The 24846-nt window shown below is 41.8% G+C and carries 21 protein-coding genes and 1 pseudogene; 3 read left to right on the top strand and 19 right to left on the bottom strand.

Going from position 1 to position 24846, the window contains the following annotated elements:
* Positions 1 to 81 precede the first annotated feature (81 nt).
* Positions 82 to 2397, bottom strand: coding sequence for a formate C-acetyltransferase (pflB, locus tag AXF18_RS04870; protein ID WP_065371567.1), 2316 nt, complete (start codon positions 2395 to 2397; stop codon positions 82 to 84).
* Between the two features lie 236 nt (positions 2398 to 2633).
* On the opposite strand from pflB, the gene dinB reads away from it, so the two are divergent.
* Positions 2634 to 3695 (top strand): DNA polymerase IV, encoded by a 1062-nt coding sequence (gene dinB / locus AXF18_RS04865; protein ID WP_065371566.1) that lies wholly within the window; start codon positions 2634 to 2636, stop codon positions 3693 to 3695.
* Between the two features lie 33 nt (positions 3696 to 3728).
* Here the strand turns inward: dinB and AXF18_RS04860 are convergent, their stop codons facing one another.
* Positions 3729 to 4574: an undecaprenyl-diphosphate phosphatase gene (locus tag AXF18_RS04860; RefSeq protein ID WP_065371565.1), complete on the bottom strand. Its 846-nt coding sequence runs from the start codon at positions 4572 to 4574 to the stop codon at positions 3729 to 3731.
* A 59-nt stretch (positions 4575 to 4633) separates the two neighbouring features.
* Positions 4634 to 6529, bottom strand: coding sequence for a DUF2207 domain-containing protein (locus AXF18_RS04855; RefSeq protein ID WP_049550493.1), 1896 nt, complete (start codon positions 6527 to 6529; stop codon positions 4634 to 4636).
* 129 nt (positions 6530 to 6658) lie between these two features.
* On the opposite strand from AXF18_RS04855, the gene AXF18_RS04850 reads away from it, so the two are divergent.
* Together AXF18_RS04850 and AXF18_RS04845 are read left to right on the top strand one after the other, a co-directional pair.
* Positions 6659 to 8224, top strand: a complete 1566-nt coding sequence (locus AXF18_RS04850; protein WP_049500153.1) for an ABC transporter substrate-binding protein/permease — start codon at positions 6659 to 6661, stop codon at positions 8222 to 8224.
* Positions 8221 to 8961: an amino acid ABC transporter ATP-binding protein gene (locus AXF18_RS04845; RefSeq protein ID WP_000189490.1), complete on the top strand. Its 741-nt coding sequence runs from the start codon at positions 8221 to 8223 to the stop codon at positions 8959 to 8961. The genes AXF18_RS04850 and AXF18_RS04845 overlap by 4 nt, the downstream gene beginning before the upstream one ends.
* A gap of 92 nt (positions 8962 to 9053) precedes the next feature.
* Here AXF18_RS04845 and AXF18_RS04840 read toward each other — a convergent pair whose 3' ends face one another.
* The 16 genes and pseudogenes from AXF18_RS04840 to AXF18_RS04765 form a co-directional block, all read right to left on the bottom strand.
* Complete coding sequence (locus tag AXF18_RS04840; RefSeq protein WP_001130031.1) at positions 9054 to 9269, bottom strand: hypothetical protein; 216 nt, start codon at positions 9267 to 9269, stop codon at positions 9054 to 9056.
* 106 nt (positions 9270 to 9375) lie between these two features.
* A complete protein-coding gene (locus AXF18_RS04835) occupies positions 9376 to 10272 on the bottom strand; it encodes an SPFH domain-containing protein (protein ID WP_049500151.1) in 897 nt (298 codons plus the stop codon).
* Positions 10273 to 10354: 82 nt separating this feature from the next.
* Positions 10355 to 11605, bottom strand: a complete 1251-nt coding sequence (ilvA, locus tag AXF18_RS04830) for a threonine ammonia-lyase IlvA (protein WP_000947300.1) — start codon at positions 11603 to 11605, stop codon at positions 10355 to 10357.
* A gap of 79 nt (positions 11606 to 11684) precedes the next feature.
* Positions 11685 to 12707 carry a ketol-acid reductoisomerase gene (ilvC, locus tag AXF18_RS04825; protein ID WP_000290683.1) on the bottom strand — a complete coding sequence of 341 codons (1023 nt, stop codon included), beginning with the start codon at positions 12705 to 12707 and terminating at the stop codon, positions 11685 to 11687.
* Between the two features lie 77 nt (positions 12708 to 12784).
* Positions 12785 to 13261, bottom strand: a complete 477-nt coding sequence (gene ilvN / locus AXF18_RS04820; RefSeq protein ID WP_001253813.1) for an acetolactate synthase small subunit — start codon at positions 13259 to 13261, stop codon at positions 12785 to 12787.
* The gene (locus AXF18_RS04815) at positions 13254 to 14954 is read right to left on the bottom strand and encodes an acetolactate synthase large subunit (RefSeq protein WP_049500149.1); all 1701 of its coding nucleotides are present in this window, start codon (positions 14952 to 14954) and stop codon (positions 13254 to 13256) included. Before AXF18_RS04815 ends, ilvN begins: the two co-directional genes overlap by 8 nt.
* A 321-nt stretch (positions 14955 to 15275) precedes the next feature.
* Positions 15276 to 17357 (bottom strand): elongation factor G, encoded by a 2082-nt coding sequence (gene fusA / locus AXF18_RS04810; RefSeq protein ID WP_000090335.1) that lies wholly within the window; start codon positions 17355 to 17357, stop codon positions 15276 to 15278.
* Positions 17358 to 17648: 291 nt separating this feature from the next.
* Positions 17649 to 18119 (bottom strand): 30S ribosomal protein S7, encoded by a 471-nt coding sequence (rpsG, locus tag AXF18_RS04805; protein ID WP_000087873.1) that lies wholly within the window; start codon positions 18117 to 18119, stop codon positions 17649 to 17651.
* Between the two features lie 19 nt (positions 18120 to 18138).
* On the bottom strand, positions 18139 to 18552 hold the full coding sequence (gene rpsL / locus AXF18_RS04800; RefSeq protein ID WP_001142332.1) for a 30S ribosomal protein S12: 414 nt from the start codon (positions 18550 to 18552) through the stop codon (positions 18139 to 18141).
* Between the two features lie 317 nt (positions 18553 to 18869).
* The gene (locus tag AXF18_RS04795; RefSeq protein WP_049501537.1) at positions 18870 to 19469 is read right to left on the bottom strand and encodes a response regulator transcription factor; all 600 of its coding nucleotides are present in this window, start codon (positions 19467 to 19469) and stop codon (positions 18870 to 18872) included.
* 1 nt (position 19470) lies between these two features.
* On the bottom strand, positions 19471 to 20568 hold the full coding sequence (locus AXF18_RS04790; protein WP_049550491.1) for a sensor histidine kinase: 1098 nt from the start codon (positions 20566 to 20568) through the stop codon (positions 19471 to 19473).
* 4 nt (positions 20569 to 20572) lie between these two features.
* Positions 20573 to 21307, bottom strand: a complete 735-nt coding sequence (locus AXF18_RS04785) for an ABC transporter permease (protein ID WP_049501535.1) — start codon at positions 21305 to 21307, stop codon at positions 20573 to 20575.
* 12 nt (positions 21308 to 21319) lie between these two features.
* Positions 21320 to 22195, bottom strand: a complete 876-nt coding sequence (locus AXF18_RS04780; RefSeq protein WP_049501534.1) for an ABC transporter ATP-binding protein — start codon at positions 22193 to 22195, stop codon at positions 21320 to 21322.
* Complete coding sequence (locus AXF18_RS04775; RefSeq protein ID WP_000709165.1) at positions 22182 to 22376, bottom strand: hypothetical protein; 195 nt, start codon at positions 22374 to 22376, stop codon at positions 22182 to 22184. Before AXF18_RS04775 ends, AXF18_RS04780 begins: the two co-directional genes overlap by 14 nt.
* Positions 22373 to 22579: a hypothetical protein gene (locus AXF18_RS04770; protein ID WP_000390701.1), complete on the bottom strand. Its 207-nt coding sequence runs from the start codon at positions 22577 to 22579 to the stop codon at positions 22373 to 22375. Before AXF18_RS04770 ends, AXF18_RS04775 begins: the two co-directional genes overlap by 4 nt.
* Positions 22580 to 22689: 110 nt before the next feature.
* Positions 22690 to 24846 (bottom strand): annotated as a pseudogene (locus AXF18_RS04765) (YSIRK signal domain/LPXTG anchor domain surface protein); the annotation flags it as partial.

Genomic DNA, 24846 nt, shown 5'->3' with positions numbered 1-24846 from the left:
TTTTGAAGTCTTGAATAGATAATGTAAGTACACAAAAAAGCCAGTCCTATAGACTAGCTTTCTTTCTATTCTAATTGAATCTTAGCTCAATGCGTCATCCATTGAAAGAACTTCGTGGAAGACACGTTGTGTCAATTCAGTTTTTTGTTCTGGAGTGAGGTATTTAGTGTTTACACAGTATCCAGAGATACGTACGATAACGTCTTCACCTGACATGATCTTTTCGTAAACATCGTTCAAGTCCATAACGTTCAAGTTAACGTGTTGTCCACCGTTTTCGAAGTAACCATCAAGGATTGTTACCAAGTTATCAACTTGTTCGTCACGAGTCTTACCAAGAGCACGTGGAGAAACTTGAGTTGTCAATGAGATACCGTCAGCTGCGTAACCAAAGTCAAGGCTAGCAAGTGAGTTCAAGTTTTGCAACCATCCACCTTTAGCTTTGTTAGATGGGTTAGCGCCTGGTGAGAAGAATTCAAGTTTAGACAAGTTCACAGAACCATCTTCGTTGAGGTATACACCTTTGTGGACTGGTGAGTTACCAGTTTGTTTAGAGTAAGCAACGTTAGATGTGATTGTCAATAGTGATACTGTAGCTTCAGCGTCTTTGTAAAGTTTGTGGCTACGTAGACGAGTTGTGTAAGCTTCGATCAACCATTCTGCCAATTCGTTTGAACGTGGGTCATCTTCACCCCAACGTGGGTATTCACCGATTGTTTCGTAATCGTAGATGTAGCCATTTTCGTCACGGATTGGTTTAACTGTAGCGTATTTAATCGCTGACAATGTATCAACAGTGTTAGCAAATCCACAGATACCGAATCCCATGTTAGCACGTTGTTTAGTTGGCAAGAAGGCCATTTGAACAGCTTCATAGTTGTACTTGTCAGTCATGTAGTGGATGATGTTCAAAGCGTCTACGTAAGTGTCAGTCAACCAGTCAAGAGATTTTTCGAAGTTGGCTTTAACTGATTCGAATTCAAGAACTTCGTCACGGATAGGATCGATGTCAAATACTTTGTAGTCTTTGTGAACATCGTCGTAACCACCGTTCAAACCAGTAAGAAGAGCTTTCAAAACGTTTACACGAGCACCGAAGTACTGGATGTTGTGGCGTTGATCTTCGTTTTCTGGGTCAAGTGGTGACACACAGCATGAGATACAGCTCATTTCTCCGTATCCGTCTTTAGCCATTGTTGTCACGCCTTCATATTGGATAGAAGAGTGTTTGTGGCTCATATGCATACAGTAGCGACGGAAGTTGTATGGCAATTTGTCAGTCCAAAGAACTGTCAAGTTTGGCTCTGGAGAGTTACCGATGTTGTCAAGAGTGTTCAAGAAACGGTAGTCCATCTTAGTAACACGGTGACGACCGTCGTTACCCATACCAGCCATAGAAGTTGTGATGAAGGTTGGGTCACCTGAGTACAATTGGTCATAAGCTTTTGTACGAGCAAATTTAACTGTACGAAGTTTCATAACGAAATCATCAACGAACTCTTGGATTTCTGATTCAGTAAATGTACCACGAGCAAGGTCACGTTCTGCAAAGATATCCAATACGATTGGCACACGTCCTAGAGATGTAGCAGCACCATTGATAACACGGCAGACAGCCATGAAGGCGATGTTAACCCATTGGATAGCTTCTTTCGTGTTCATTGCTGGTTTGCGGACATCAACTCCGTAAAGGTCACCCAAGCGAACAACTTGTTGCAATGCTTGGTATTGAAGGTTTACTTCTTCACGAAGACGGATTGTTTCTTCATCAATTTCTTTAATTGCATTCCAGTCGTTTACTTTTTCTTGCATCAAGTAGTCTGCACCGTAAAGAGCAAGACGTGCGTAAACACCGATGATACGTCCACGTGAATATGCATCTGGAAGACCAGTTACAGTGTGAGCGTGGCGAGCACGACGGATGTTTGAAGTGTAAGCACGGAAGATACCGTCGTTAACTGTTGTTACATATTTAGTAAAGATTTCGTGAACAGCTGGATCTGGTTCGTATCCATTTTCTTTCAAAGTAGTTTCAGCCATACGGATACCACCTCTTGGCATGAAATTCAATTTGAAGAGTTCATCGTTTTGGATACCGAAGATAACTTCATTTTCTTTGTCGATAAATCCGGCAGGAATATCAGCAATAGATGTTGGACGAGTGTCCATTGGGAAACGAGTTTCTTCGTAGTGAGCCTTAGTTTCTTCTACAATCTTTTTGATGTGAAGTGAACGTTCTGTTGGTCCAGCAAGGAAGCTTTCATCACCATCATAAGGTGTGTAGTTAGCTTGAACGAAGCGAGAAACGCTTGCTTTTTCTTTCCAATCTACACCTTTGAAGCCTTCCCAAGCTTTATCAAAAATGTCTTGTGCTTCAACAACTGTCTTAACAACCATGTTAATGTCCTCATTTTTCTTTCTAGTAACAGCCATCTGTTACATTCATGAGACAAGTATACCACACAGTAACCGATTTCAACAAGCGAAATCCGGCTTTTTTGTTACTTTCTTTTCTAATACAGTCTAATTTTAGGCACAATCTGTATTATATTTTTGAAAGTAGGATTACTCTTTTCCATTTTTTCAGAAAAAAAGGTATAATGAATAGAAAATGACGCTAGAAAGGTGCAATAATGCTCATATTTCCATTGATAAATGATTTGTCCAGAAAAATCATCCATATCGACATGGATGCCTTTTTTGCTGCGGTGGAAATAAGAGATAATCCCAAGTTAAAGGGCAAACCTGTCATTATCGGAAGCGACCCTAGACAAACAGGTGGTCGAGGTGTCGTTTCTACCTGTAGCTATGAGGCGCGGGCTTTTGGTGTTCATTCAGCCATGAGCTCTAAAGAAGCTTATGAGCGCTGTCCCCAAGCTGTCTTTATCTCAGGAAATTATGAAAAGTATAAGACTGTAGGACTTGAGATTCGAGCTATTTTTAAACGCTACACTGATTTGATTGAACCTATGAGTATTGACGAAGCCTACTTGGATGTGACAGAAAATAAACTCGGTATCAAGTCAGCCGTCAAAATTGCCCGCCTCATCCAACAGGATATCTGGCAGGAACTACACCTGACTGCTTCTGCAGGTGTTTCTTATAACAAATTCCTAGCTAAAATGGCTAGTGACTATCAAAAACCACATGGTTTGACAGTGATTCTCCCAGATCAAGCCCAAGACTTCCTCAAACAAATGGACATTGCTAAATTCCATGGCGTGGGCAAAAAAACAGTTGAACGCCTTCATGAAATGGGCATTTATACTGGTGCGGACTTATTGGACATCTCAGAAGTCACTTTAATCGATCGGTTCGGCAGACTCGGTTTTGACCTTTATCGAAAGGTAAGGGGCATTCATAAATCGCCGGTCAAGTCCAATCGCATTCGTAAGTCCATTGGCAAGGAAAAAACCTACGGAAAGATCCTACAAGTAGAAGAAGACATTAAAAAAGAGCTGACTCTTCTCTCAGAAAAGGTAGCTCACAATCTCAGCAAGCAGGACAAAGCTGGAAAAATCATTATCCTCAAAATACGATATGCTGACTTCTCCACTCTGACTAGACGAAAAAGCCTCCCACAAGCAACACAGGACGCTAGTCAGATTTCTCAAACTGCCCTTCAACTCTACGAAGAACTAGCTTACAAAGAAAAAGGTATCCGTTTACTAGGAATTACGGTGACAGGATTTTAAAAAGCTTGAAGGAATCTTCCTTCAAGCTTTTTCTTATACAAATAAACGCACAAAACTATAGAGCAGCAAGACACTACCGAGTACAATACGGTATTTACCAAAGAGTGTAAAGTCGTGCTTCTTCACATAGCTGGTCAAGAAACGAATGGCAACCATGCTGACTGCGAAGGCAACACCCATAGCTACCAAGAGCAAGAACAGTTGTCCAAAACTCAATAGTTGACCTGCTTTAATAAATTTAAAAATCTTTAAGGCACTGGCTCCGAACATAACAGGAATTCCGAGATAGAAGGTAAACTCTGTTACGACTGAGCGGCTTGTTCCATTCAACAAACCACCAACGATAGTTGCACCTGAACGGCTCGTTCCTGGGAAAAGAGCGAGGACTTGGAAGAGCCCAATGTAAAGGGCTGTTTTATAAGGCAGCTTGTCAAGCTCTGTTACTATTGGTTCAATGGCTTGCGCCTTATTTCGTTTTTCAAGGTAGATAAAGGCAACACCATAGATAATCAACATGATTGCAACTGAAACCATGTTATGGAAGTTGGCATCAAACCAATCATCTAATTTAAAAACCAATAGCAAAGGCAAGGTCGCAACCAAGACTTTTGACCACAATTGCCAAGTTCTACGAACTTCGACCTTAGTTTTACCAGGTTTGAAGGGATTAAGCTTATTAAAGTAAATGACCATAACTGCTAAAATGGCACCAAGCTGAATGACAACATTAAACATGGACATGAAGGCTTCATTTTGGTCCTTGTATTGTACAAATTCTTCAACCAAGATCAAGTGGCCAGTACTTGAAATGGGCAACCATTCTGTAATTCCTTCAACAATCCCAAAAAAGATTGACTTCAAAATTTCAATAAAATACATACATTACTCCTTTTTCTGTCCTCTATTATAGCATAATTTCAGATGTTGCGATAGATTTTTTAGAAGGCGCCGATGCTACCACCGCCTCCGCCTCCTGAGAATCCTCCACCTGAACTTCCACTTCCAGAAGATACAGAGTAATTGCTAGCTGTATTTGCGACAGCTGTATATTGCTTGATTTGTGCAGTTGAGGTGTAGAACTGTGAGTGCCAACCATAGGCTACATAAAGATTCAAATCTGGATTTTCAAGCTGAATATGGCGAACTTTCATTAACTTGCTCACCTTCTTGGCATAACCAAAGAGAGTCGCATAGACCAATAGACGGTTCCAAAGGACGATGCTCTCTAGCTCGGCCTGATCCAGATGAGCGATGTCGCGAAGCATATTTTCAAAACTCGTCCAGAGATAGAAGATCTCCGCTCCTTCCTCTGTTAGAACTCCATCGCGATAGGCTCCTCGCGTGGCAAGGTAAACCCAGAAACTAGTCCCTAATCCTGTCAATCCTAAGAGTAGAAATGGGATCGAAAAGAAACCATGTGTTTGCCAGCTATAGTAAAAGAATAGCAGTCCACCTAGAGCTGTTATGGCTGAACAGACCCGCATCCCGAGAGCAAGGCGACGTTCCTCACTTGTCAAGGGACGATAGTAGCTTGGGATACGAAGTACATGGACCTTATCCTTGACACAAGACTGAATGCGTTGAAGTCTTCCTTCAAAGGAGCGTTTGAGACGCGAGCCTGTTTCTCGGATATGTTTTTCATCTGACTCTTTGGCACCACGGTAAAGGGAAGATGAAACTTGGTAATCAGGGAAGAGCTCTGAAATAGCCAATTCTTTCTTATTTGACAAAGTCATGCGCAGGCATTCCTTCTCAAAATTGGACAAACCCTTTTCACTGATAATGCGCACATAAGGTTCCTCATCCCCTTGGAAAATAGATAAATGGCCTCGATCTACTAAATCCAACAAGGTTGCCTGAATCAAACGTTCAAAAGTAAATTTACCAAACCCTGATTTGTTTAGGGGATTGACTTCCTCTAAGGAGGTTGAATACACTGCTTCTGCTAAAACCATCGGAGGCAAATCCATCGGTGGTTCGTAGAGTCGATGATCTTTTGGAAAGACCTTTTTAATGCTTGTACTCTGACGAAACATCCTATAGAAGAGAGGAACTAAAAGTAAGAGGCTCATAAAAATGACGGGGAACACCCATTTCATCATTATCTCACTTTGCGCTTTTTCTGTCGCTATATTGCTTTCAATCCGGTTAAAATCGGTTAAACGTTCTTCCTCTAATCCTTGATCTGGAGCTCCTGCAAAAGCACTTCTCAGCCAGTATGCGTGTAATTCGATCTGTCGCTTTCTAGGAAGGTCTTTCATTTTGACATGATAGAGATTATTTACTTTTTCAACACTAGAGTCCCTTAGGAGTTGACCTGCATGAAAATAGAGTTTCTCTGCTGGGGTATCAGAGCTAACTTTAAACTCAATCTCTTTGATGTCTCCAGTACTATCGGTCAAGGGTTGCCAATTTAGCTCTGCGATATCCTTATATAAGAAGAGAAGGTTGGTTAGTTTCCAGGTAACCGTTACCCGAACAGTATCTCCAGCATAGCCAGCATTGTAAATTTTTACCTTGTAGCCGTCCTCTTCCTCCATAGTATAGAAGGAAGCATTTTGAACAATTCTTCCATTTTTAGAAACCTGAACGGTCGGATCGGGATCAATGTCAAATCCTTCCGGCATTTTCCCAGCTTTCCCGAGTCCAACTAACTGACCATTATAATCATCTCCAAAGCGGTAGGTAATTGTTTCCTTAAAAATTGCAGTATTATCTGCATGAATATTCAAATCACCCTGATAGGATAAGATATCAAAGTCTACTGCAAAAACCAGACTCGGTATAAATAATAAATAAGCAAATACCAAAGCCAACAGCCATCTTTTTTTCATAATCGGTTCCCTTTCAATCTTTTTACCATTATATCATTTTTTATAAGTAAAGGCTTACTTGTATTGAAAATCTCACTATTTTTAGATACAATAGAGAGAGTCATTTTTAGACTAGAAATAGGAGAAAACATGAAAAAATTATGCTTATCTATCCTTGCTAGCCTAGCCCTTACCTTAGGACTAGTTAGCCAAGTCCAAGCCGACGAATATTTACGCATCGGGATGGAGGCAGCTTACGCTCCCTTCAACTGGACCCAAGACGACGATAGTAACGGCGCCGTCAAAATCGACGGTACCAACCAATATGCCAACGGCTACGATGTTCAAATTGCTAAAAAGATTGCCAAAGACCTTGGTAAGGAACCTTTGGTTGTGAAAACCAAATGGGAAGGACTTGTTCCAGCCCTTACTTCTGGCAAAATCGATATGATCATTGCCGGTATGAGCCCAACCGCTGAACGCAAACAAGAAATTGCTTTTTCAAGCAGTTACTATACTAGCGAACCGGTTCTATTGGTAAAAAAGGACTCTGCCTATGCAAATGCCAAATCTTTAGAGGACTTTAGTGGGGCAAAAATCACGTCTCAACAAGGTGTTTATCTTTATGACCTGATTTCCCAAATTCCAGATGCCAAAAAAGAAACAGCTATGGGTGACTTCGCCCAAATGCGTCAAGCTCTGGAGGCTGGTGTTATTGATGCCTATGTTTCTGAACGACCTGAAGCAATGACCGCTGAGTCTGCTAACGCTAAGTTCAAAATGATCCAACCTCAACCAGGTTTCAAAACTGGCGAAGAAGATACAGCTATTGCCATTGGACTTCGTAAAGATGACAGCCGCATCAGCCAAATCAATGCTAGCATCGAAACCATCTCTAAGGATGAACAAGTAGCCCTCATGGATCGTATGATCAAAGAGCAACCTGTGGAGTCTACAACAACAGAGGAAGAAAGTAGTTTCTTTAGCCAAGTCGCTAAGATACTTTCTGAAAACTGGCAACAACTCTTGCGTGGTGCTGGTATCACACTCTTAATCTCCATTATCGGAACCATCACAGGTCTCCTTATCGGACTTGCGATTGGGGTCTTCCGTACCGCTCCACTATCTGAGAACAAGGCAATCTATGGCTTGCAAAAGCTACTTGGCTGGATCCTTAATGTCTATATCGAGATCTTCCGTGGTACACCAATGATTGTTCAATCCATGGTTATCTACTATGGAACTGCCCAAGCTTTCGGTATCAATCTTGACCGCACACTAGCTGCTATCTTCATCGTCTCAATCAATACGGGTGCCTACATGACAGAGATCGTCCGTGGTGGTATCCTAGCAGTTGACAAAGGACAGTTTGAAGCTGCAACTGCTCTTGGTATGACCCATAATCAAACCATGCGTAAGATTGTCCTACCTCAGGTTGTCCGCAATATTCTACCTGCTACTGGTAATGAGTTTGTCATCAACATCAAAGATACCTCCGTATTGAACGTTATTTCTGTTGTTGAGCTTTATTTCTCAGGAAATACTGTAGCAACACAAACCTATCAATACTTCCAGACCTTTACCATCATCGCCGTGATTTACTTTGTCCTCACCTTCACTGTGACCCGTATCCTACGCTTTATCGAACGTCGCATGGACATGGATACTTACACTACAGGTGCTAACCAAATGCAAACGGAGGATTTGAAAAAATGACACAAGCAATCCTTGAAATCAAACACCTCAAAAAATCCTATGGGCAAAACGAAGTGTTAAAAGACATTTCCCTCACCGTCCATAAAGGAGAGGTTATTTCCATCATCGGGAGCTCAGGAAGCGGAAAATCAACCTTCCTTCGTTCAATTAATTTACTCGAAACACCTACAGAGGGAGAGATTCTCTATCGAGGAGAAAATGTCTTAGAAAAAGGCTATAACCTCACCCATTATCGTGAAAAACTCGGTATGGTTTTCCAATCTTTCAATCTCTTTGAAAATCTGAATGTCCTTGAAAATACAATCGTCGCTCAGACGACTGTCCTTAAACGCGACCACTCTGAAGCTGAAAAAATTGCCAAAGAGAATCTCGAAAAAGTCGGTATGGGAGAACGTTACTGGCAAGCCAAGCCCAAACAACTCTCCGGGGGCCAAAAACAACGCGTGGCTATCGCCCGCGCACTCTCCATGAATCCTGACGCCATTCTCTTCGACGAACCAACATCTGCCCTCGACCCTGAAATGGTCGGAGAAGTCCTCAAAATTATGCAGGATTTGGCTCAAGAGGGCTTGACCATGATCGTTGTAACCCACGAAATGGAGTTCGCTCGCGATGTTTCTCACCGTGTCATCTTTATGGATAAGGGCGTCATTGCTGAAGAAGGCAAACCAGAAGAACTCTTCACGAACCCTAAAGAAGAACGAACAAAAGAATTTCTTCAACGTTATCTCAGCTAATAAACAAAGACTGCATAAAGAATGCAGTCTTTTTAATTTGTAATTGTAAAGAAAAGGCAGACTCGACTCAGGAATCTGCCTGTGACCACAGTTTAATCTTCAAATTTTTCATGATTTTTTTCATAGAAATCGATTAAACCAAGAGCTGTTTCAAATGAAATATTTTTAACTTTTGCGCGTCCTTGTGCTAGAGCAATGATAGACATTTCACGCGCATTCGTTTCTTTAGAGATACGGTAGCCTGTGATTTTCTTATCACGAACCCAGCCAACAACTGCTTCTACTTTTTCAAAGTTCGACTTAGCCATGTTCTTCTCCTAAATTATTCTTTACAATACTTAATTGTATACGTTTTTATTTCGTTTGTCAATAAAAAAACATATATTCATCGTAACTATATTATTCTGCATATTTTTATTTAGCTTTTAAAGCCGATAATATATGAGTTCTTATATCCTCAACTCCATTAGGATTTGCTGGCAGGAAGATTGTATTATTACCATCTTTATCTGCAAAATTATTCAACGTATCTAAATACTGGTTCGTTAATAGGATAGACATGATTTGTTCTTCAGTCAGCTCAACATTGGCTCCTTTTAACTCTTGGATAGAATCAGCTAATCCGTCAACAATTGCTTTACGCTGCTCTGCAATCCCTACACCATGTAGGCGATCTTTTTCTGCTTCTGCTTCTGCTGCGGTCACGATTTTAATCTTATCTGCTTCAGCAAGCTCTTGCGCCGCAACTCTCTTACGTTGAGCCGCGTTAATTTCATTCATTGATTGTTTTACTTCAGCATCAGGTTCAACCTTAGTAATCAGCGTTTTGACAATGATATACCCATACGTAGACATTTCTTCAGCCACTTGTTTTTGAACTTCTAAGGCGATTTCATCCTTCTTCTCAAACAACTCATCTAGGGTTAGCTTTGGTACAGATGAACGCAAAGCATCTTCAATATAGGATTTAATCTGGGCTTCTGGACGCATCAATTTATAATAGGCATCTGTGACATTGTTTTCATTTACTCGATACTGAGTTGCCACATTCATCGTTACAAATACATTATCTTGCGTCTTTGTCTCTACAACAATCTCACTTTGCAACAAGCGTAGTTGAACTCTTGCCGCAATCCTATCAATTCCAAAAGGAGCTCGTAAATGAATACCACTATTGCTCAACTTTTGGTATTTCCCAAAACGTTCTATGATAGCGACAGATTGTTGTCGAACCACATACACAGAACTAACCATGATCACTGATGCAATCACCACTAAAAACAATAAAACAAGTAAAATTTGTAAAAACATGGGAATCTCCCCCTTTCGTCACCCTCATTATAGCACCATCATTACCATTACGCAAATAATATGATAATAATTTTATTTTAGCTTAAACTAGCATATTGTACAACGTTTCGTTGCCATTCAAATTAATATAAGATGGGTCAAATTTTTCCATCCGATGAATCAATCCAGCATAATCATGTTTATTGGCAAGGGCTACCCCAATCAAGACAGGGCCTGTCCCCTTGCTTGCTCGTTTGATATATTCAAAACGAGTGATGTCATCATTTGGCCCCAAAATGTCATTTACAAACTCTCGTAGAGCTCCTGGACGTTGTGGGAAATTCACTACAAAGTAATGCTTGATTCCATCGTAAATCAAGGCACGTTCTTCCATCTCTGGCATGCGGTTGATATCGTTATTTCCTCCAGAAATGATACAACAAATCGTCTTGCCTTTGATATAGTCTGATAAAACTTCCAAGGCTGCAACGCTGGCAGCTCCGGCTGGTTCCGCTACAATACCTTGTTTGGAATAAAGATCAATCAAGGTTTCAGAAATCAATCCCTCGTCCACCCCAATCAGCGTTTCAACATTCTTACGGGTCGCTTCATAGGTTAATTGTCCAACCTTCTGCACAGCTATCCCATCAGCAAACTTATCAATTTCTTTGAGTTTAACTGGTCCCCCAGCTTCAAAGGCAGCTTTCATAGAGCGAGCTCCATTGGCTTCTACTCCAATCACTTCGATAGTCGGGTTGGTTTCCTTAATATAAGTAGAAACACCGGCAATCAATCCACCACCACCTACTGGTACAAGTACTGTATCAAAATCAATAGACTCTTTACGGGCTTCTTCAAGAATCTCATAGGCTACAGTCCCTTGACCAGCCTGAACATGCGCATCATCAAAAGGATCGATGAAGGTCCGGTTTTCTGTTAATGTAAATTCTTGCGCTGCCTTAGCAGAAGCATCAAAGGTATCCCCAACCAACTTGATTGTCACGAACTCTCCACCGAAAAAGCGAACTTGCCCAATCTTTTGTTGCGGTGTTGTGATGGGCATAAAGATCGTTGCAGGAATCTTCATCTCATTACAAGTATAGGCGACACCTTGGGCATGATTTCCCGCAGAGGCACAGACTACACCACGCTCGCGTTCTTCTTTTGATAGTTGAGAAATGGCATAATAGGCTCCACGAATTTTAAAAGAGCGAACTCGTTGCGCATTCTCCTTTTTGAGATAAATCTTTGCTTGGTATTTTTCTGATAAATAATGATCATATTCTAGTGGTGTATCTACTACTACACCACTCAAAACTTTGTGGGCTTTCACCACATCTTTTGCACTTAGCATTGTCTCCTCCTCAAATACTGTTCAAGATAAAAAACGAGTTAGGTACCCCCAACTCGCCTTCTGTCTCTCTTTACAAGAATTAATTGTAGATTTTGAATGCGTCGTCGTCGTTTTTACCAACGAAAGGCATTGCTTTACGCAATTCTGCACCAACTTTTTCGATTTCAAGGTTAGCTGCTTGTTCACGGTAAGCAGTTAATTTTGGACGACCAGCCTTGTAGTCATTCACAAAGTCATTTGCAAATTTACCATTTTGGATATCTGCCAAAACAGCTTTCATGTTTTCTTTCACTTGCTCAGTAATCACACGTGGACCTGATACATAGTCACCGTATTCAGCAGTGTTTGAAATAGATTGACGCATTTTCTTGAATCCACCTTCATAGATCAAGTCAACGATCAATTTCATTTCATGAAGAACTTCAAAGTAAGCCAATTCTGGGGCATAGCCTGCTTCTGTCAAGACTTCAAAACCTGCTTCGATAAGGGCAGTCAAACCACCACAAAGTACGGCTTGTTCACCAAACAAATCTTCTTCAGTTTCTTCTTTGTAAGTTGTTTCAAGCAAACCAACACGAGCAGCCCCAACACCTTTACACCAGTCCATAGCAATGTTTTTCGCATTTCCAGTTGCATCTTGGTAAACTGCGTAAAGAGCTGGCACACCAAATCCTTCTTCATAAGTACGACGTACCAAGTGTCCTGGTCCTTTAGGAGCACACATGAAGACATCTACATCTGCAGGAACTTTGATAAATTCAAAGTGGATATTGAAACCATGGGCAAATCCAACTGCATTTCCAGCTTCCAAGTTTGGAGCGATTTCTGCTTCGTACAATTCTTGTTGGATTTCGTCTGGTGCCAAGATCATGATAACGTCAGCCAATTTAGTTGCTTCTGCTACTGTGTAAGTGTCAAATCCGTCTTCTTTTGCTTTGTCAAAAGATTTACCTGGACGCACACCGATGATGACATCACGACCTGAATCACGCAAGTTTTGCGCATGCGCATGTCCTTGTGAACCATAACCGATTACGGCGATTTTTTTACCGTCAAGCGCTGCTACTTTAACATCTTTTTCGTATTCCATTTGAACTGCCATAGTTTTTCTCTCTTTTCTATTTTTATTGCCTTATAGGCTGGTTTAACAAATTTATGCTGGATTTTATACTAAGAGTATTAGTCGCGGGTAAATCCAGTTGCACCCGTACGAGCGATATTTTTAATACCATATGGTCGAATCACTCGTAATAAAGCTTCACTCTTCTCAGCATTTCCCGTCATCTGGATGGTGATTGAGCTTGGAGCCACATCTACTACCGTTGCACGGAAAGGTTGGATAATGGCCAAGATTTCTGCACGCTTCTCAGCAGGAGCAGATACTTTTACCAAGATCACTTCTCTTTCCAAGTGTGGTTTATCTGTGATATCACGAATGCGAATTACATCAATCTGACGATTGAGTTGTTTAATGATTTGCTCTACTTCATCATGTGAAGCTACATCAATAATGATGGTGATGCGAGATACATTGGGATTCTCTGTCGCACCAACTGAGATACTCTCAATATTGACTTGACGACGAGAAAGGACACCTGTAAAACGATTCAAAACTCCTGAACGGTTTTGCAATCTAGCTGTTAACATTCTACGCATGGAACTTCACCCCCAACATCTCATGATTGCTCTTACCAGCTGGTACCATCGGTAAGACCTGTTCCTTACGAGAAATATCCACCTCGATAAACATGGGCACATCCTCCAGAATGACTTCTAGATCCTTCTCTATCGTCTCTGGATTATCAAATTTATAGTTTTTGATGCCATAAGCCTGTGCCATCAGCTGGAAGTCAGGAAGTGTATCAAAGACTGACTCGGAAGTTCTACCCTCATAGAAGGATTCCTGCCACTGACGAACCATTCCTAGTGAGTGGTTATTCAACATGACAACCTTAATCGGCACCTTGTAGATGTTTAGAATCGCTAGCTCTTGGTTGGTCATTTGGAAACCACCATCACCGACAAAAAGGATGACTTCTTTTTCTGGATTGGCAATCTTGGCTCCAATAGCTGCAGGAACTCCGAATCCCATGGTACCCAAACCACCTGAAGTGACTAACTGACGCTCATTTTGGTAAGGATAATACTGAGCTGTCCACATTTGGTGTTGCCCTACATCTGTGACAACAATGGCATCTCCATTCGTCAACTCACCGATGCGTTCAATAACGGCCTGAGGTTGAACCACACGTTCTTTCTTATCATAAGAACGAACGCGGTTCTTGTCCTTGGTAACTTTGTCAATCCACTTTTCAGTATTGTTATGGACAGTTGGTTCTGCTAGGAGCATCTGCAAGGCTTTCTTAGCGTCCCCAACCACTGGAATATCTGCACTGATAATCTTACCAATCTCAGCTGGATCTATATCGATATGGGCAACCTTAGCATTCTTCGCGAAGGTCTTAGGGTTCCCAGTCAAGCGGTCATCGAAACGGCAACCAATACTAATCATAAAGTCCGCTTCCGTCATTGCAATATTGGCTGCGAAAGAACCGTGCATGCCTCCCATCCCTAGGAAGAGCGGATGACTCGTTGCAATGGTTCCTTGCCCCAAAAGACTAGTGACTACTGGAATTTGGTAACGTTCAGCAAATTCATTAAGCTCCTTAGAAGCTTCTGCATAGCTAATACCGCCCCCTGCTAACAAAACAGGTTTCTTGGCTTTTGACAATTGCTTCAAGATTTTCTTGATTTGCATGTCATTTGGATCAAGTGTCGGTTGGTAACTTGGTAAATTCACCTCCGGCGAATAGATGAAATCTGTCTCTAGGGCTGATACATCCTTTGGCAAGTCAATCACAACTGGACCTGGACGACCTGTCGTTGCGATATGGACAGCTTCCGTAATAATACGAGGAATATCTGCTGTCTCACGAACTTGGTAATTGTACTTGGTAATGGGCATGGTAATCCCCACAATGTCTGCCTCCTGAAAGGCATCCTTTCCTATCCCAGCTCGCGCAACCTGACCTGTAAAGACCAAAAGGGGAACGCTATCGCTCATGGCATCTGCAATCCCTGTAATGGCATTTGTTGCTCCCGGGCCACTCGTGACGACGGCAACGCCCAACTTTCCAGTTGATTTGGCATATCCTTCAGCTTCGTGCAAACAGCCTTGCTCATGGCGTCCCAAGATGTGGCGAATACCTTTAAAATTATATATCGCATCATACAAAGGTAAGACCGCACCACCAGGATAACCAAAAATAGTATCAATCCCTAAGTCCCGAAGTGTTTCCAAAACTAGGTCCGACCCCGTCTTAGGAGATTCTAAACTGATTTTCTCCATTATTCCCCTTTCTCTTCTCTTAAAAAAATAGCTTGTTACTATCATACCATTTTTTCAAAAATTTTCAAGACAAAAGAGTCAATTTTCTGAATTTTCTATCTAAAAGTGTATTTATGAATCTTTTCCTCATTTTTATTAAGTTATCTACGGAATTAGGAACCTTTATTTACTTTAATTTATCAAATTAGATTATTTTCTTTCTGGATAGAATTAGTATTTTTCTCACTTAGCGATCAAATTCGTATACTATATTCAGCAAAAATGAATAGTTAAAGACAAAAAGGAAGCCACTAAGTGACTTCCTTCTAGAGTGAGGACTGATTAGTCTTCACCTTTGTTTTTCTTAATGATTTCTTCTTGTACTGACTTAGGTACATCTTCGTAGTGGTCAAATACCATCATGAAGGTACCACGTCCTTGAGATGCAGAACGAAGAACTGTTGCGTAACCGAACATTTCAGCAAGTGGAACGTAAGCACGAACGATTTGGCTGTTACCGTGTGCTTCCATACCATCTACACGTCCACGACGAGCAGTTACGTGACCCATAACATCACCAAGGTTTTCTTCAGGAACAGTGATGGTTACAAGCATCATTGGCTCAAGGATAGCTGGTTGTGCTGATTTAGCAGCTTCTTTAAGGGCAAGTGAAGCCGCGATCTTGAAGGCAGTTTCAGATGAGTCGACATCGTGGTATGAACCATCGTAAAGCTTAGCTTTAACGTCAACCATTGGGTAACCTGCAAGAACACCGTTAGCCATAGATTCTACCAAACCTTTTTCAACCGCTGGGATAAATTCACGAGGAACCACACCACCGACGATTGCGTTTTCGAATTCGAATCCTTTACCTTCTTCGTTTGGAGTAAATTCAATCCATACATCACCGAATTGACCTTTACCACCAGACTGACGTTTGAAGAATCCACGTGCTTGAGTAGAAGCGCGGAATGTTTCACGATAAGATACTTGAGGAGCACCTACGTTTGCTTCCACTTTGAACTCACGACGCATACGGTCAACAAGGACGTCAAGGTGAAGTTCACCCATACCAGAGATAACTGTTTCACCAGTTTCAACGTTTGTTTCAACGCGGAATGTTGGATCTTCTTCAGCCAATTTTTGAAGAGCGATACCCATCTTGTCTTGGTCTGCTTTAGATTTAGGCTCAACCATCAATTGGATAACTGGTTCTGGAACGTTGATTGACTCAAGGATGATTTTAGCTTTTTCATCTGTCAATGAGTCACCAGTTGTTGTATCTTTCAAACCAACGGCAGCTGCGATATCACCTGAGTAAACAGTGTCAATTTCTTGACGGCTGTTAGCGTGCATTTGAAGGATACGTCCGATACGTTCACGTTTACCTTTAGAAGTGTTCAATACGTAAGAACCTGATTGGAGAACACCTGAGTATACACGGAAGAATGTCAAACGACCTACGAATGGGTCAGTCATGATCTTGAAGGCAAGAGCTGCGAATGGCTCATCATCAGATGCTGGGCGAGTTTCTTCTTCATCTGTATCTGGGTTGATACCTTTGATTGCTGGGATGTCAAGTGGGCTTGGAAGGTAGTCGATAACCGCATCAAGCATCAATTGAACACCCTTGTTCTTGAAGGCAGAACCACACAATACTGGGAAGAATTCAACATTGATAGTTGCTTTACGGATAGCAGCTTTCAATTCTTCGTTAGTGATTTCTTCACCTTCAAGATATTTCATCATCAAGTCTTCATCAGTTTCAGCGACTGCTTCAACCAATTTTTCACGGTATTCTTGAGCTTGGTCAAGGTATTCCGCTGGAATATCTTCTTCAAGGATATCTGTACCAAGGTCGTTAGTATAGATTTCAGCTTTCATCTTGATCAAGTCGATGATACCGCGGAAGTCATCTTCAGCACCGATTGGCAATTGGATTGGGTGTGCGTTTGCTTGAAGACGGTCGTGAAGTGTGCTTACTGAGTAAAGGAAGTCAGCACCGATTTTGTCCATTTTGTTGGCAAATACGATACGTGGAACTCCGTACTCAGTTGCTTGACGCCAAACTGTTTCAGTTTGAGGCTCAACACCTGATTGTGAGTCAAGAACAGTAACCGCACCGTCCAATACACGAAGAGAACGTTGTACTTCGATTGTGAAGTCCACGTGTCCTGGTGTGTCGATGATGTTTACGCGGTGGTTGTTCCATTGAGCTGTTGTCGCAGCAGATGTGATAGTGATACCACGTTCTTGCTCTTGCTCCATCCAGTCCATTTGTGACGCACCTTCGTGAGTTTCACCGATTTTGTGGATTTTACCAGTGTAGTAAAGAATACGCTCAGTAGTTGTTGTTTTACCGGCATCGACGTGAGCCATGATACCGATATTACGAGTTTTTTCAAGTGAAAATTCGCGTGCCATGAGGTTTGTTTCTCCTATTTATTTTAATTTCTATTCTATTATAACACGATTTTAATAAAAACGGATAGGCAGGACCTACCCGTTCTCAATGTTTATCTTGTTTTTGTTGGTTTCAACTTACGAGCTGGTAAGTTGAGTTAAACTCGAGCTAAAAGCTCAAGTTAGCTGATTTGAACTCAATTGAACTCGGGCTAAAAGCTCGGAAAATAGATAAGCTTTCCTAGAATCTTTGATTCTGCGTCAAGCTTCCTAATTTTCAGTCGCTTTTTTAACGCCCTTAGTATCTTATTCTTACCAACGGAAGTGTGCGAAGGCACGGTTAGCTTCAGCCATACGGTGAGTGTCTTCACGTTTCTTAACTGCTGCACCTGTGTTGTTCGCAGCATCCAAGATTTCTTTTGCAAGACGGTCTTGCATTGTGTGTTCACCACGAAGGCGAGCGATGGTTACCAACCAACGAAGTCCAAGTGTTGTACGGCGTTCTGGACGAACTTCAACTGGGACTTGGTAGTTAGATCCACCAACACGACGTGCACGTACTTCAAGTACAGGCATGATGTTTTCCATAGCTGTTTCAAATACTTCAAGTGCATCATTGCCAGTAGCTTCTTTGATTTGCTCAAAAGCACCGTAAACGATTGAAGCAGCTGTACCACGTTTACCATCAAGCATAACGCGGTTGATAAGACGAGTAACTAGTTGTGAATTGTAAAGCGGATCTGGCAATACGTCACGTTTTGGAGCTCTATTTTTACGACTCATTTCTCTTTATCCCCTTTCCTTATGCTTTTGGACGTTTAGTACCGTATTTAGAACGGCCTTGTTTACGATCGTTAACACCTGCAGTATCAAGTGCACCACGGACGATATGGTAACGTACCCCTGGAAGGTCTTTTACACGTCCACCACGAAGAAGCACCACGCTGTGCTCTTGCAAGTTGTGTCCGATACCTGGGATGTAGGCAGTAACTTCGATAAGGTTGCTCAAACGTACACGAGCGAATTTACGAAGGGCAGAGTTAGGTTTTTTAGGTGTCATTGTTCCCACACGAGTTGCAACACCACGTTTTTGTGGTGAAGAAACGTTTGTTTGAACTTTTTTATGACTGTTGTAACCAACGTTCAAAGCTGGTGATTTAGATTTTTCTACTTTTGATTTACGCGGTTTGCGAACCAATTGGTTAATTGTAGGCATCTACATTCTCCTGTGTTTTTTATTTTTGGTGATGATACACTTGGTGACAGCTACCATCTGTGTGTACTTTTGCAACATTTGTCAGCACGTCCCTGTACACTTTTGAGAGACCAAAAGTAAAAAGTACCGTCTATTATTGTAACACAATTTTTCCTTCATTGTCAAGATATTTTTCATTTTTATTCTGATCTTTTAACTCTTTGACACTAGCTTTCACCGCTTTTCTAAACCAGAAAAGGAGGCAATTTGCCTCCTCCTTTCTAGTATGGATTTCCTTCGATTCAAGTTATCATTTCGGAATTGTTTAACCCTTCTTATCAAAGCCAACCAGATTCTTTTGCAATGTTGGCTGCCTCTGTTCGATTACCAGCATCTAGTTTCGAAAGAATATTGGTGACATAGTTTCGGACGGTTCCATTTGATAGATAGAGTTGGTCTGCGATTTCTTGGTTAGACAAGCCCTGAGCGATTCCCTTTAAAACAGCGATTTCTTGCTCTGTTAACGGATTGGGGTGCGTCATCACCACTTCCATCAATTCAGGCGAATATTCCTTACGTCCTTCAAGAACAGTGTGCAAGGTTTGCATGAGGTCTGCAATGCTTCTTTCTTTCAAGACATAAGCATCCACTCCAGCCTTGACCGCACGTTCAAAATAGCCAGGGCGTTTGAAGGTCGTCACCACAACCACCTTTGTTTCTGGCTTTTCTGCTCGTATCCACTCCAAGACTTCGAGGCCTGTCTTAACAGGCATTTCTACGTCAAGAATGGCGATATCTACGGGCTCCTTTTCTAAGAGTTGAATTGCTTCTTGGCCATCCTTGGCTTGTAGGACAGAATCTACATCTGGTTGAAAGGTAAGCAACTGGCACATGGCATCTCGCAACATACTTTGATCTTCTGCAACAAGTAGTTTCATCTTAGTTCCTCTCCTTATAAGGTAACCGAACCTGCACTTCAGTCGGATGTTTCTGACTGATCACCTTTACTTCTCCTGAAAAAGGAAGGACACGGTCTCGAACGGTATGGAGCTCATCTCCTTTTAAAGAAGCAAAGCCACATCCATCATCTCTCACTGTTAGAATGAGTTCTTTCTCAGTTCGTTCTAATTTCAAGTAAGCTTTCGATGCTTTGGCATGTTTGATGATATTGGTCACTAGCTCAAGCAAAATCATGGAGGCCGTTGACTCTAATTCCTGAGTTAGGCTAGCTGTATCTAGTTGGTGATTGATTTCCGTTTCAATTCCTGCAATTTCCAGCATTTTTTTAACAGTCGCAAATTCGGAAGCTAGGGTTCTGGTTTTAAGATTTTCGATAATTGTACGAACTTCATTCATGGATTCTTTACTAATCTGATGAATTTCTTTTAACTCTTTTTCCACTTGAGGATAGGCCTGCATTTGAAGAAGCTGGAGGGCAAGGTCCGTCTTCACACTCAACATGGCAAAGGTATGACCTAGGCTGTCATGAAGATCCTGACCGATACGACTGCGTTCGTTTTCAGCCAAGAAAAGATTGAGCTTGGCATTTTGTTTCATCTTTTCTTCTTTTAGCTCTTCTGTTATCCGAATTCGATAGAGACCAAAGGTCATTGCATCGGAAAAGATAAAGGTCACCAAGAAAAAGAGTAGCTGCCAGGGACTAACTTGATCGACCATATAGATTCCGGTCAGAATAAATGGTTGCAGGACAATAAAACTGACAAAACGCCAAGAGTGAAAAGAAATCTCATCCAGCTCATAAATAAGGAGATTGGATAAATAAAAGATAAACCATGTGAAACCTGAACTTAGCCAAACAGATGTATAAAAAATGTAGACAAGCATGGACCACCATGCTAGCCACTGCACGGTGCGATTCTGACTGATTAAAACCGAATAGAAGGCAAGTACAAATAGTAGGGTCCATAGCAAGGTTAAAAGCGGGTAATCTCCAACGATGACACCCGCTATAGGAAAGATGATAAACACAATTGAAATATGAAACATATAATGAATGTTTTTAAATTTTTCCAACATAGATTTATTTTACCTCAATCCTTTTTTTCAGCTGGATTACCAGTACACCAAAGAAAACTGTATAGCCTAGCACAACCAAGGCAGAAAGAATATTAAATTCATGGTGTTCCAAATAAGTAGAGACGACCTGCATCAGTTGATAGGTTGGAGTCAGCTTTCCAATAGATTGGAGCCATTCTGGGAAGGAATCCAAGGGGAACCACAGTCCACCTAGAACAGCCAAAGCAATATAGGCAATATTTCCAACAACCGTCATCAGTTGAGCACTGGGTAGCAAGCTCACCAAGACCCCCATGCTGATAAAGACCACGCTTCCGATCAGCAAAATAGCACCAATTACCATCCAGTCAAGCCAAGGCAGAGTCACTCCACGGACAAAATGACCAACTGAAAAGACAACTATAACTGATAACAAGAAAGTTAGCAGAGTGCTGAACAGTTTTGATACATAATATTCTACCATAGATACGGGAGAATGTTGAATCAATTTTTGCCAGTTGTTTGTCTTATCAGACTCGAGTGTGCTTGGGATACTGAAAAAAGCACTTGACATGATACTAAAGAGCGTCATGGCAAAGAGATAGGCTTGAAGAGCGATTTCTGGAATGTCTGATCCTGACATCATACCAGAGAAAATAAGGTAAAATACACTTGGAAGTCCGATGGATAGCAAGTAGTAGATGGCTTGCCGTTTCATCAGAATGATTTCTACTTTCATGAGACTTGTCATATTTTTCATCGTCAATCTCCTTTAGTCTTGAGTCGTTTCGAAGATACTGTCTAAGAGAGTTCGATTGCGAACTTCAATTTCTTCGATCATGCAGCCCTGTTCTTGCAAGACTTTCCATACTTTGCTGGCTTCTTTGGTTGTGAAGGAAAGAGCATTTTGCTTGATTTCAAGCCCTTGAATCTGGTCCAAAGTGCTGATAACTTCCTGATAAGTTAGTGGTACCGTAAAATGTTTTTCTTGTTCTTCACCACGCATGGCATAAGGTGTCGTATCACGGATCAATTCACCCTTGTGGAGGACCAAAATGCGGTCAGCCGTATGTTCTACCTCTTCGATATAGTGAGAAGAGTAGACAATGGTGACACCATTTTTCTTTAACTGATTGACAATTTCCCAAAAATGCTGACGTGTCGAGGTATCCATGGCAGCAGTTGGTTCGTCCAAAAATAGAATTTTCGGACGACCTATTAAAGACAACACGAAAGAGAACAAACGTTTTTGCCCACCAGACAACTTGCCCGCTAGCTGATTTTTCTGCTTGTCCGAAAATCTCAGCAAGTCATCAATTTCTTGATTGGAGAGACTGTTTGGATAGATTGATTGAAAGAAGGATAAGAGTTCTTTCACTTTCAAGTCTTGAACCACCGTATTTTCTTGAGGTAAGATAGAAATAAGCTGCTTTAATCGAGGATCTGTTGGTGCAAAGCCTTGAATGGCTATCTGACCTGAGCTCATGAACTTGTCTCCCAAGAGGCAATCAATCAAGGTTGTCTTCCCTGCTCCGTTAGGCCCGATCAAGGCGACACATTCACCATCGTTGATTTCAAAAGAGATGTTCCGCAATATCTCCTTGTCTTTTATTTTCTTACTCAATTTCTCAACTTTAATCACAGTCATGAGATTCTCCTTTCAACCACTTCATTCCCATAGGGAAAACAACGAAAATCATAAATCCAAAACCCCAAGCACCACGAATAAATTGGCGAAGCAAGGTTTGGTCAAACCAACCAGTAAACATTTCCACTAACCATACCAAGAGTGACAGGCCGATAAAGAAATAGATGATTGCTTTTTTCATTCCTCAAACTCCTTTTTCACATCTCTGACTAATTTCAAACCTTCTCTGACAAGCCAAGACATCATTCCAAAGCCAGCAAAGAGCTCCCAAGGAAAATGATAGAAACCCTCGTCCAATCCTGAAAACATGAGATAGGTCATAACTCCTGCTGCTACTAAACTCACTGCGACAATCATTTTATTTTTCATTTCTTCTTCCTCCATTTCATACTTCAATTATAGACTTTTGAAGTTGGCGGAGCTAGATGCTTCTGTCACTAGGAAATATGACAAATGTCATAAAAAAGAACCGATTTCTCGGTTCTTAAAAATGATTAGTCTGATTCATCGTTTCGTTTCTTTTTACCTAGTAATCCAAATGTCATGGCACCTGCTAGGGCTGTCAGAATTCCTAGATTTTTCAAACCATCTTCTTGAGTTCCAGTATTTGGAAGTTGATGTTTTTCTACAGAGATGTTTTGCGTCAATTGATCTGGTTTCGAATCAGGTACTGAAAGTTCTTTTTTATCAGACGGCTTCACTTGCTCTGGAAGTTCTACTACTGTTGGAGTATAGAATCCTGAAATGATATTTCCATTGCGATCTTTACGGATCACTTTCACACCTTTGGCTTGTCCTACAAAGTCTGCCTCAGGGGTAAAGGTGACGGTGCCATCTGGTGAGATTACATAAGTTCCTTCACCTGGAACGACTTTTTCAGTTGTTCCATCTTCAAAGGTTGGTGGAACTGTCAGCTCGACATCACCTGTAAAGTTTGGTTTACCAGTCTGAGTTTGACCTTTAAGACCTTCGGATGTCGCATCACTCACTTGTGTTTGGCCATGGACAGTTGGTGTGTAATGAGCAATAACTACATTTCCATACATATCCAGACGTTTCACTGTAACTGGATCTGGGTTCCCAACAAACTGCTTGTCTGGAGTGAAGGTTACAGTTCCGTCTGGTGCAATCGTGTAGGTTCCTTGGCCTGGAATAGATTTCTCTTTGCTTCCATCTTCGAAGGTTGGCTCTACTGTTTCATCAATTGGAACCAGTGGATCGCCACCTTGGAAAGTTGGAGTACCAGTTTGTGGGACACCTTGAGGACCTGTGCTGGTTGCACCGGTTCCTGTAGGAGTCACCTTAGTAAACTCTGGACTGTAGGTCGCAGTGACTGGGGTGCCGTTCTTATCTACACGTTTGACTGTAACTGGATCTGGGTTTCCAACAAACTGCTTGTCTGGAGTGAAGGTTACAGTTCCGTCTGGTGCAATCGTGTAAGTTCCTTGACCTGGAATAGACTTCTCTTTGCTTCCATCTTCGAAGGTTGGCTCTACTGTTTCATCAATTGGAACCAGTGGATCGCCACCTTGGAAAGTTGGAGTACCAGTTTGTGGGACACCTTGAGGACCTGTGCTCGTTGCGTTAGTGCTAGTTGGGGTTACCTTAGTCACTGTTGGGGTATACGTCGCAGTGACTTCTGTTCCATTCTTATCTACACGTTTGACTGTGACAGGATCTGGTGTGCCAACGTATTGTTTTTCTGGAGTAAAGGTAATAGATCCATCTGGATTGATGCTGTATTCACCTACACCCGGAACTGTTTTCGTTGATTGACCATCTTCGAATGTCATTGGTTTTGTATCATCAAGTGGAACCAGTGGATTACCTTCTGTGAAGGTTGGGGTGCCCGTTTGTGGGACACCTTGAGGACCTGTGCTCGTTGCGTTAGTGCTGGTTGGAACTACTTCTTTCACCACCGCTTGGTACTTGACAGTAACAGGAGTTCCGTTGGCATCCACACGAGTCAATTCAAGTTCTGGTGTTTCACCCTTGAACTGTTTATCAGGAGTGAAGGTCACCTTACCGTCTGCGTCCACTTCGAACTTACCAACATTTGGCACTTCTTTAACAGTTGTACCATTGTCAAATAGTGGAGTTGAATCAGCTGGGAATGGAACTGAGTCATAGCCTGGAGTGAAGGTCACTTTACCTTCTTGGACCTGACCTTGCAGACCCTCTGTCTTATCACCTGAACCAGTCGGAGTTACCTTAGTAAACTCTGGGCTGTAAGTCGCAGTAACCTCTGTACCGTTCTTATCTACACGTTTCACTGTAACTGGATCTGGGTTTCCAACAAACTGCTTGTCTGGAGTGAAGGTCACTGTACCGTCTGGTGCAATCGTGTAAGTTCCTTGACCTGGAATAGATTTCCCTTTGCTTCCATCTTCGAAGGTTGGCTCTACTGTTTCATCGATTGGAACCAGTGGATCACCACCTTGGAAAGTTGGGGTGCCTGTTTGAGGGACACCTTGAGGACCTGTGCTCGTTGCGTTAGTGCTGGTTGGAACTACTTCTTTCACAACCGCTTGGTACTTGACAGTAACAGGAGTTCCGTTGGCATCCACACGAGTCAATTCAAGCTCTGGTGTTTCACCCTTGAACTGTTTATCAGGAGTGAAGGTCACCTTACCGTCTGCATCCACTTCGAA

The organism is Streptococcus sp. oral taxon 064 (assembly GCF_001683375.1).
In the GTDB taxonomy this organism is placed as follows: Bacteria; Bacillota; Bacilli; order Lactobacillales; family Streptococcaceae; genus Streptococcus; species Streptococcus oralis_S.
The sequence above is the reverse complement of the archived record's forward strand: the minus strand, read 5'-3'. Positions and strand labels throughout refer to the sequence as shown.

Coding starts and splice junctions, on each gene's coding strand:
- AXF18_RS04840 (WP_001130031.1), bottom strand. CDS start 9,269: ATGGCTAAGTCGAACTTTGAAAAAGTAGAAGCAGTTGTTGGCTGGGTT.
- dinB (WP_065371566.1), top strand. CDS start 2,634: ATGCTCATATTTCCATTGATAAATGATTTGTCCAGAAAAATCATCCAT.
- AXF18_RS04815 (WP_049500149.1), bottom strand. CDS start 14,954: ATGGAGAAAATCAGTTTAGAATCTCCTAAGACGGGGTCGGACCTAGTT.
- AXF18_RS04845 (WP_000189490.1), top strand. CDS start 8,221: ATGACACAAGCAATCCTTGAAATCAAACACCTCAAAAAATCCTATGGG.
- AXF18_RS04860 (WP_065371565.1), bottom strand. CDS start 4,574: ATGTATTTTATTGAAATTTTGAAGTCAATCTTTTTTGGGATTGTTGAA.
- AXF18_RS04770 (WP_000390701.1), bottom strand. CDS start 22,579: ATGGAGGAAGAAGAAATGAAAAATAAAATGATTGTCGCAGTGAGTTTA.
- AXF18_RS04795 (WP_049501537.1), bottom strand. CDS start 19,469: ATGAAACTACTTGTTGCAGAAGATCAAAGTATGTTGCGAGATGCCATG.
- ilvN (WP_001253813.1), bottom strand. CDS start 13,261: ATGCGTAGAATGTTAACAGCTAGATTGCAAAACCGTTCAGGAGTTTTG.
- ilvC (WP_000290683.1), bottom strand. CDS start 12,707: ATGGCAGTTCAAATGGAATACGAAAAAGATGTTAAAGTAGCAGCGCTT.
- AXF18_RS04855 (WP_049550493.1), bottom strand. CDS start 6,529: ATGAAAAAAAGATGGCTGTTGGCTTTGGTATTTGCTTATTTATTATTT.
- fusA (WP_000090335.1), bottom strand. CDS start 17,357: ATGGCACGCGAATTTTCACTTGAAAAAACTCGTAATATCGGTATCATG.
- AXF18_RS04780 (WP_049501534.1), bottom strand. CDS start 22,195: ATGACTGTGATTAAAGTTGAGAAATTGAGTAAGAAAATAAAAGACAAG.
- AXF18_RS04790 (WP_049550491.1), bottom strand. CDS start 20,568: ATGTTGGAAAAATTTAAAAACATTCATTATATGTTTCATATTTCAATT.
- AXF18_RS04785 (WP_049501535.1), bottom strand. CDS start 21,307: ATGAAAAATATGACAAGTCTCATGAAAGTAGAAATCATTCTGATGAAA.
- rpsL (WP_001142332.1), bottom strand. CDS start 18,552: ATGCCTACAATTAACCAATTGGTTCGCAAACCGCGTAAATCAAAAGTA.
- ilvA (WP_000947300.1), bottom strand. CDS start 11,605: ATGCTAAGTGCAAAAGATGTGGTGAAAGCCCACAAAGTTTTGAGTGGT.
- AXF18_RS04775 (WP_000709165.1), bottom strand. CDS start 22,376: ATGAAAAAAGCAATCATCTATTTCTTTATCGGCCTGTCACTCTTGGTA.
- AXF18_RS04850 (WP_049500153.1), top strand. CDS start 6,659: ATGAAAAAATTATGCTTATCTATCCTTGCTAGCCTAGCCCTTACCTTA.
- rpsG (WP_000087873.1), bottom strand. CDS start 18,119: ATGAGTCGTAAAAATAGAGCTCCAAAACGTGACGTATTGCCAGATCCG.
- AXF18_RS04835 (WP_049500151.1), bottom strand. CDS start 10,272: ATGTTTTTACAAATTTTACTTGTTTTATTGTTTTTAGTGGTGATTGCA.
- pflB (WP_065371567.1), bottom strand. CDS start 2,397: ATGGTTGTTAAGACAGTTGTTGAAGCACAAGACATTTTTGATAAAGCT.